This is a genomic window from Pontimicrobium sp. MEBiC01747, from assembly GCF_053601635.1.
The window spans coordinates 1-1407 of sequence record NZ_JBSHNS010000070.1; the positions used below are offsets into that span (position 1 = coordinate 1).

Annotated in this window: 1 protein-coding gene and 1 pseudogene; one reads left to right on the forward strand and one right to left on the reverse strand. The window is 30.7% G+C overall.

The window, feature by feature from the left end; genetic code table 11:
- Positions 1–1032 (forward strand): annotated as a pseudogene (locus tag ACVC2P_RS01150) (glycosyltransferase); the annotation flags it as partial.
- Here the strand turns inward: ACVC2P_RS01150 and ACVC2P_RS01155 are convergent.
- Positions 1033–1407 (reverse strand): phosphatase PAP2 family protein (locus ACVC2P_RS01155; RefSeq protein WP_452596650.1); only part of this gene is annotated, 375 nt, incomplete at its 5' end.

Sequence of the window (1407 nt, forward strand, 5' to 3'; positions counted from 1 at the left end):
AAATACAAGTATATAAAACGAAAAACAACAGCGTTGTTTAGCATACTTATTATAGCCCTTATAGTAGGTGGTTGGTGGTATTTATATGTTCGCATACAAGATCCAGAAACCTTTAATGCTATTACTAGTAAAGAAACTGGAAACTGGACAAGTTATAATGTAAGACCTTTTTATTACTACTGGAGTTTTTTCACGCAGAGCGGGTTATGGACTATTCCTGCTGTTATAAGTTTACTGTATCCTTATCTAAAAACAAGAGTATCTCATTACAAAGCCTACAAATTTAGTTTTTTATGGACCATTTTTGCAGTAATATTACTCTCTATTATCCCAGAAAAAAAATCACGTTATCTAATGCCTGTACTTATACCTTTGGCTTTTAATATTGGTTTTTATATCGAGTATTTATTTAGGAAATTTATAACCTTAAAAGATAAACGAGAAACTATTCCTGTTTATTTCAATTTTGGTCTTATTGCTACAATAGCCATTGCCTTACCTTTTGTTTTATTTTTTGCTTTAAATATAGAACTGCAAAATCCTTGGTTTATATTAGCTGCTATTGTATTCCCTGTAACTGGAGTTTACCTTATAATTCAATTACTAAAAAAACAAATTAAAAATGTTTTCCTATTAACAGTATTCTTTTTTGCATCTGTATTTGTTTTTGGTTTACCACTAATTGAAGCTTTAAAAAGTGATGCTTACAAACCTATCTCCGATTTAAGAGCCGAAAATGAAATGCGCGGTATTAAATTATACGCTTATAACTATATTGCTCCAGAAACTATTTGGAATTACGGTGGTATTATTAAACAAATTCCTATAAAGAATAAGGAATATATTTTTCCTACCGATAGTGAGTTTGGCCTTTTAGTTAACGATATGACCGATAAGCAAAAAACTATTTTAAATACTAATTTTGATGTTAAAGAAATTACTACTTACGATTTAAATTTTGCAAAAAAGGATAGTAAACAGTATAACAAACGTTTATTTAGCACGTATTACATTGTTTCAAAAAAACAATAATTATTGTAACGTAAAACGACGCTGTAAATACTTATCTAACTTATAAAACCCAAAACCTGACAAAGCTCCAAATAACATTCCACTAACAATATCTAAAGGGTAATGTACGCCAATGTATACACGACTGTATGCCATTGCAAATGCCCAAAAAAGTAATATAAAAACTAAATATTTATACTTTTCTCGCAACATTAACCCAGTAAAAACGGCAACTGCCATAGAGTTAGAAGCATGCCCAGAAAAATATCCATATTGCCCACCACACCACGATTTTACTAAACGCATTGCTTCTGCTACACCAGGCTCGTGGCATGGTCGAGAACGTTTAAAACCGTGCTTAAACAAATTTGTTACTTGATCTGTAAACGTTATCAT